Source organism: Promicromonospora kroppenstedtii DSM 19349 (assembly GCF_000515355.1).
Classification (GTDB): Bacteria; Actinomycetota; Actinomycetes; order Actinomycetales; family Cellulomonadaceae; genus Promicromonospora; species Promicromonospora kroppenstedtii.
Window position 1 is genome coordinate 20439 of record NZ_KI911644.1, and the last position, 5825, is coordinate 26263.

Annotated in this window: 7 protein-coding genes; 4 read left to right on the forward strand and 3 right to left on the reverse strand. The window is 71.7% G+C overall.

The features are described from left to right. Nucleotides 1–14 precede the first annotated feature (14 nt). Nucleotides 15–473 (reverse strand): SRPBCC family protein, encoded by a 459-nt coding sequence (locus tag PROKR_RS09035; protein WP_036962283.1) that lies wholly within the window; start codon nt 471–473, stop codon nt 15–17. Nucleotides 474–608: 135 nt separating this feature from the next. Between PROKR_RS09035 and PROKR_RS09040 the strand changes: the two genes are divergently transcribed. After that, nucleotides 609–1391, forward strand: coding sequence for an SDR family NAD(P)-dependent oxidoreductase (locus PROKR_RS09040; protein WP_036962285.1), 783 nt, complete (start codon nt 609–611; stop codon nt 1389–1391). A 127-nt stretch (nt 1392–1518) separates the two neighbouring features. Here the strand turns inward: PROKR_RS09040 and PROKR_RS09045 are convergent, their stop codons facing one another. After that, complete coding sequence (locus PROKR_RS09045; protein WP_036962288.1) at nt 1519–2409, reverse strand: SDR family oxidoreductase; 891 nt, start codon at nt 2407–2409, stop codon at nt 1519–1521. Between the two features lie 256 nt (nt 2410–2665). On the opposite strand from PROKR_RS09045, the gene PROKR_RS09050 reads away from it, so the two are divergent. Genes PROKR_RS09050 through PROKR_RS09060 form a run of 3 tightly spaced genes read left to right on the forward strand, consistent with a single transcriptional unit; the run spans nt 2666 to nt 4434 of the window. Further along, entirely contained in the window at nt 2666–3241 is a 576-nt protein-coding gene (locus PROKR_RS09050; RefSeq protein ID WP_036962292.1) for an iron transporter, read from the forward strand. Nucleotides 3242–3277: 36 nt separating this feature from the next. Further along, nucleotides 3278–3514, forward strand: a complete 237-nt coding sequence (locus PROKR_RS09055; protein ID WP_036962295.1) for a hypothetical protein — start codon at nt 3278–3280, stop codon at nt 3512–3514. Next, nucleotides 3511–4434: an endonuclease/exonuclease/phosphatase family protein gene (locus PROKR_RS09060; RefSeq protein WP_036962298.1), complete on the forward strand. Its 924-nt coding sequence runs from the start codon at nt 3511–3513 to the stop codon at nt 4432–4434. Before PROKR_RS09055 ends, PROKR_RS09060 begins: the two co-directional genes overlap by 4 nt. A 186-nt stretch (nt 4435–4620) precedes the next feature. Here the strand turns inward: PROKR_RS09060 and PROKR_RS09065 are convergent. Beyond that, on the reverse strand, nt 4621–5825 hold a 1205-nt coding region (locus PROKR_RS09065; RefSeq protein WP_051432817.1), incomplete at its 5' end, for a molybdopterin-dependent oxidoreductase.

Consider the following 5825-nt stretch of genomic DNA (forward strand, 5'->3'; position numbering starts at 1 on the left):
CACCGACGCGCCGCTCAGCGCGCGAGCTGCCCGGGCGCCCGCCGCTCCGCGAGAAAGGCGAGCCGGCGCAGCGTCTCCGTGTTGCGGGGGCCGATCACGGCGCTGCGCACCGACCGGGGCACCAGCTTGCCGGGCCCCCTGTTCGCGTCCTCGGTGATGCGGATCCGGCTGCCGCCGTCCGACGGCAGCGGCTCGACCTCGATCAGCACCCGCGCCTCACCCGCGGGCCATCCCCGCGCCTGCAGCTCGATCGAACGGCCCGGCACCAGGGCGCGGATGACGGTCTCGTCGTCGAGCAGGCCGGGCCACAGACCCACGGAGTGCAGGATGCGCGCGCCCGGCTCCGGCCAGGTCGGGTCGACGGCCCGGATGCGCGCCGTGCCCACCACCCAGCTGGAGTACGACCAGCCGTCCGCGAGCACGTCCAGCACCGCCTCGGGGGCACAGCGCGCGGCGCGCATCACGGTCACCATGCTCTCAACGTAGCCAGGTCCGGGCCACTGGCAACCGGCCGCCTTTACACCAGGTCACGTGCGGGTGGGCCGCGCCCCGCCTATGGTCGGGGCACGGCTTCGAGACATGGAGCAGGTCTACGGAAGGACACGCCCGTGAGCCACGACCCGCAGGACGTCGCGCTGGTCACCGGAGCCACCAGCGGCATCGGGTTCGCGGTGGCCCGGGAGCTCGCACAGCGCAGTCGCGACGTGCTGATCGTGGCCGACCGCGACGTGGAGGAAGCTGTCCAGGCGCTGCGCACGCACACCGGCACCGCCGTGAAGGGCCTCAGGGTGGACCTCACGCGCGAGGACGGGGTCGCGACCACCGCCGCACGTGCTCGCGAGCTGGGGGTACGGACGCTCGTGCTCAACGCGGGAGTGGGCGTGCACGGACCGTTCCTGCGCACACCCCTGCAGGACGAGCTTCGGCTCGTGGACCTCAACGTCCGGTCCGTGGTGCACCTGACGCACGCACTCGTCCCCGACCTGGTCGCGGCCGGCACCGGGCGGATCATGGTGACGTCGTCGATCGCGGCGACGATGCCGGCGCCCCTGTTCGCCACGTACGCCGCGTCGAAGGCGTTCCTGCGCTCGTTCGCCTGGTCGCTGCGGGGCGAGCTCACCGGGACCGGCGTCACGGTCACGACACTTCTTCCCTCCGCGACCAGGACACCGTTCTTCCGTGAGGCTGAGATGGAAGGCACCCGCATCGGGCGCGCCCCGAAGTCCAGCCCAGCGCTCGTGGCCCGCCGCGCCGTCGACGGGATGCTCGCCGGCCGGGCCGAAGTGGTCCCGGGGCTGCAGGCGAAGATGATGGTCGCCACCGCCGCACTGCTCCCCCAGCCGCTGCGCACGGCGTTCCACAGCTGGTTCTACGAGCCAGAAGCTCGGTGAGCGGGAGGTGCCGTAGGGCACAGCCCCACAGGACCGACCGGGGCCGCCGAGGCCGTCTCCCGGCTCGCCGCGGGGCTCGCCATCGCTCAGAGGCGGGGCGTCGACGCGCTGGCTGCCGACGGTCCGGCTACAGCGGCCGACCACCGGTGACACCGATGCGGTCCCCGGTGATGTAGCTGGACTCCTGGGACGCGAAGAACACGTATGCCGGAGCCAGCTCGGCGGGCTGACCGGCCCGGCCCAGGGGGGTGTCACCGCCGAACTGCTCGACCTTCTCGTCCGGGAGCGTCGCGGGGATCAGGGGCGTCCAGATCGGTCCCGGAGCCACCGCGTTGACGCGGATCCCCTCGGGGGCCAGCTGCTGCGCCAGGCCCTTGGTGAAGTTGAGGATCGCCGCCTTCGTCGTGGCGTAGTCGAGGAGCTGGGGGCTGGGCTCGAACGCCTGGACCGACGTCGTGTTGATGATCGACCCCCCTCGGGGCAGATGGTCCAGCGCCGCCTTCGTGATCCAGAACAGCGCGTAGACGTTGGTCCTGAGCACCCGGTCGAGCTGCGCGGTGGTGATGTCGCGCAGTCCCCCGTCCTGGGACATCTGGTAGGCGGCGTTGTTCACGAGGACGTCGAGGCCCCCGAGCCCGTCCACCGCATCGGCGACCAGCCGGCGGCAGAACTCCTCGTCCCGGATGTCACCCGGCAGCAGCACCGCCGTGCGGCCCGCGTCCTCGACCCACTGCGCCGTCGTCCGCGCGTCTGGTTCCTCCTCCGGGAGGTAGGAGATCGCGACGTCGGCGCCCTCGCGCGCGAACGCGATCGCGACGGCCCGCCCGATGCCGGAGTCGCCGCCCGTGATCAGCGCACGCCTGCCTGTCAGACGTCCGGACCCCCGATAGGTGGTCTCGCCGTGGTCCGGCTCCTGGGACATGTCGCCCGTACGGCCGGGCGGCCGCAGGTCGTCCGCCAGCTGCTCCGGTCGCGGGTACTGGGTCGTGGGGTCCTGCGGCGTGCTCTGGTCGGACATGTGCGTCTCCCCTGTCGACGTCGAACGGAACGTCCAGCATGGAAGCACCCGGGCCGACTCGCACCAGCGCTGCCGGCGCCCGCTCGACGTGCGAGTGGACGTCGTCCGGCTCTGGCGGGTGGGCCAGGTGCAGGTCGTCGGCGTTGCGCGAGACAAGCAGCTTCCCGCCGGGGGGCGCCGGTGGCCCGCGGGTGCGAGCGGGAGACCGGCGATGCAGCATCGAACTGCGCCCACCGTTCCACCCGAGGAGGCACGGATGACGACGACCCCCACCACCCCGCCCATGGACCCCAGCTCGTCGGAGGCGACCGAGCGCCAGCTGCAGCTGGCCGTCGCCCAGGGAGACGCCTACCGGCGCGCCCTCGACCACATGGCGCAGGACGTCGCCAAGACGGCGGGGACGAAACAGGTCGGCGACTACCTGGTCGGCTACGCCATCGAGGACGCCGAGGGCATGTACCACCTGCAGGAGGGCGAGCTGGTCTGGCACAACCCCGGTGACGCCAACACGCACGTGGAGGTGATCGTCTGCGACGCGGCCGACGGGCGCTTCGTACCCGGCTTGAACGTGAGCGCGACCCTCGTGACGCCCGGCGGGGAGGAGCTCGGTCCGTTCCCGCAGGAGCTGGTCTGGCATCCGATGCTGTACCACTACGCGCGCAACTGGGAGCTCCCTGAGGACGGCGACTACACCCTGAAGGTGCACGTCGACCCACCGTTATTCATGCGGCACGACGAGATCAACGGACGACGGTTCGCCTCACCCGTCGATGTCGAGTTCTTCGGGGTCGGTATCGAACGTGGTGCCGAGCCGGTCGACCCACCGAGCTGATCGGCCCTACGGCGACGACGCACGAGAGGAACGAGCATGTCAGAGTTCACCGGCCCGAAGGGGCCTATCCGTGACGTGACGACCGGGATGACGGTCCTCGACGCCGACGGTCAGGAGCTGGGCACCGTCGACGAGGTGCACATGGCCGATGCCGGCGCTGTCACCGGCGCCGGCCAGACGACCGAGGCGACCGAGACGCCCGACAGCGTGCTGACGTGGATCGCTCGGGCGTTCGGCACCGACAGCGGAGCAGGCGGTGTCGTGCCGGGATGACTGAGCGTCGAACGGCCGACGGGCGCCCCCTGCTACGGGTCTACAACCACAACGTACTCGGTCGGCGGGCCGACTGGGACGCGCGACGGCGCGTACTCAAGGAGATCGTCGGCGAAGCCGCACCCGACGTGGTGCTGTTCTCCGAGGAGGTCCTCACCGAGCGGTACGACCAGACCGCCGACCTGCTGGGCGGCGGATACCACGTGGTGCACTCGACGGCCCGATCCGACGAGGAGCGCAGCGGCATCTCGGTGGCGAGCCGGTGGCCCGTCCTGGAGCACCGCGAGATCGACCTCATGACGGAAGGGCTGCAGGTCCACGAGTTCCGGTGGGCCGCCCTGCTGGTCACCATCGACGCGCCGGAACCGTTCGGCCGCACGCTGGTGGTCAACCACTTTCCCGAGGCGGCCGCCGACGGCGAGGTGGACCGGGAGCGTCAGGCGGTCATGGTGGCGAGGGCGGTTGAGGAGATGATCGGTGACGGCGACCCGCTGGTCGTCCTCGGTGGTGACCTGGATGCGGAGCCCGACGCCGCCAGCCTACGGTTCCTCACGGGCAAGCAGTCCCTGGACGGCTGGAGCGTCTGTTACCGGGATGCCTGGCAGGTGACGCATCCGGACGAGCCGGGGTGGACCCTCGACCCGGCCAACGGGATAGTGCGCGCCACGATGCCGGGCTGGCCCTACCGACGGATCGACCACCTGCTCGTCCGGTGCGGTTCCACGGGTATGCCACCTGTGGACGTCGTGGGCTGTGAGCGCGTGGGCGTCGAGGCGGTGAAGGATGTGTGGCCCAGCGACCACGCCGGTCTGGTCACGGACCTGGCCCAGGGCGAGACTCTGTCAGTCCCAGGTGTCAGAGCGACACCACCGCGGGAGCTGCCGCACGGTGTACGCATCCGTGAGGCAGAGGAGTCCTAGGAGGCGACGAGTCGCCGCGCGGGCGCACTCCGGCGTCCGCATCCTGCTGCCCGACGGCTCCGCCTGCTCAGCTCCACGAAGATGGTCGACGATCTGCGCGCCCTGCCCTGATCGTGGGCACTCACCGGTCGCAGGCAGACGGAGCAGACGGAAGGGTCGCGGGGTGCGACCCTTCCGCCCCCGGGGTCAGTCCACGGTGATCGAGATGGTCTGCCAGCCCGACGCGCCGTCGGGGGCTGGCGGCGCCTTGGTCTCGGTCTGCACCTGCCCGTCGGCGTCCGTGGCGCGCACCGCGAGGCTGTGGTAGCCGGCGTCCAGATCGATCGACGTGTGCCACTGGCGCCAGGTGTCCGGCCCCACCGTCTCGGCGAGCTCGGCGGTGACCCACTCCCCGTCGTCAGCCCGGACCTCGACCTTGCTGATGCCGGTGTGCTGCGCCCAGGCGACGCCCGCGACGGTGACAGCGCCGGCCGACGGGGGCGCGGACAAGCGCGGCACGTCGATGCGCGACGCGATCTTGATGGGCCCCAGGGCGGACCAGCCGCGCGGCGTCCAGTAGCCCTGATCGGCGTCGAACGTCGTGACCTCCAGCGAGGTGACCCACTTGGTGGCCGAGACGTACCCGTACAGCCCCGGCACCACCAGCCGCGCGGGGAAGCCGTGCTCCAAGGGCAGCGGCTCGCCGTTCATGCCGACCGCCAGCAGGCACTCGCGGTCCGGGTCCTGCAGCACCTCCAGCGGCGTGCCCGCGGTGAACCCGTCGTCGCTGCCGGAGAGCACCATGTCGGCGCCGGCCTGAGGCTTCGCCCGTTCCAGGAGCGCGCGGATCGGGTAGCCGAGCCACAGGGCGTTGCCGATGAGGTCGCCGCCCACGGCGTTGCTCACGCACGAGAGAGTGACGTAGTGCTCCTCCAGCGGCAGCTCCATGAGCTCGTCCCAGGTGAGCGTGAACGGCTCGTCCACCAGGCCACGGACCTCCAGCGACCAGTCATGCGGGTTCAGCTGCGGCACGATCAACGCGGTGTCGATGCGGTAGAAGTCCGCGTTCGGGGTGACATACGGAGCCAGGTCGTCGAGCTTCAGGTCAGCCCCGGCGGGCACAGGCGGCGCCGGCGTGCGCGCAGCGGGCAGACGGAGCTTCTCCCGCACGGCGCTGATCGCGGTCGAGCCCATCGACAGCACGCGCGAGCCGGCCAGCGCGAGCACCGCGACACCCACGGTGATGCCCGACACGGTCAGGAAGCCACGCCGGTCCACCGCGACGACCGGAGTCTCGCCCGCCAAGGCCTCGCTCCGCCGCCCCGGCACTGGCCGCAGCCGCGCCATGGCGGCACGCAGCAGGAGCACCGCGGCGCCCAGCCCGATGGCGCTGGGCAGTGCCCACAGCGGCG

Bases quoted from the DNA above. Each gene is read 5' to 3' on its own strand.
- PROKR_RS09045 (WP_036962288.1), bottom strand. From the start codon at position 2,409: ATGTCCGACCAGAGCACGCCGCAGGACCCCACGACCCAGTACCCGCGA.
- PROKR_RS09050 (WP_036962292.1), top strand. From the start codon at position 2,666: ATGACGACGACCCCCACCACCCCGCCCATGGACCCCAGCTCGTCGGAG.
- PROKR_RS09035 (WP_036962283.1), bottom strand. From the start codon at position 473: ATGGTGACCGTGATGCGCGCCGCGCGCTGTGCCCCCGAGGCGGTGCTG.
- PROKR_RS09055 (WP_036962295.1), top strand. From the start codon at position 3,278: ATGTCAGAGTTCACCGGCCCGAAGGGGCCTATCCGTGACGTGACGACC.
- PROKR_RS09060 (WP_036962298.1), top strand. From the start codon at position 3,511: ATGACTGAGCGTCGAACGGCCGACGGGCGCCCCCTGCTACGGGTCTAC.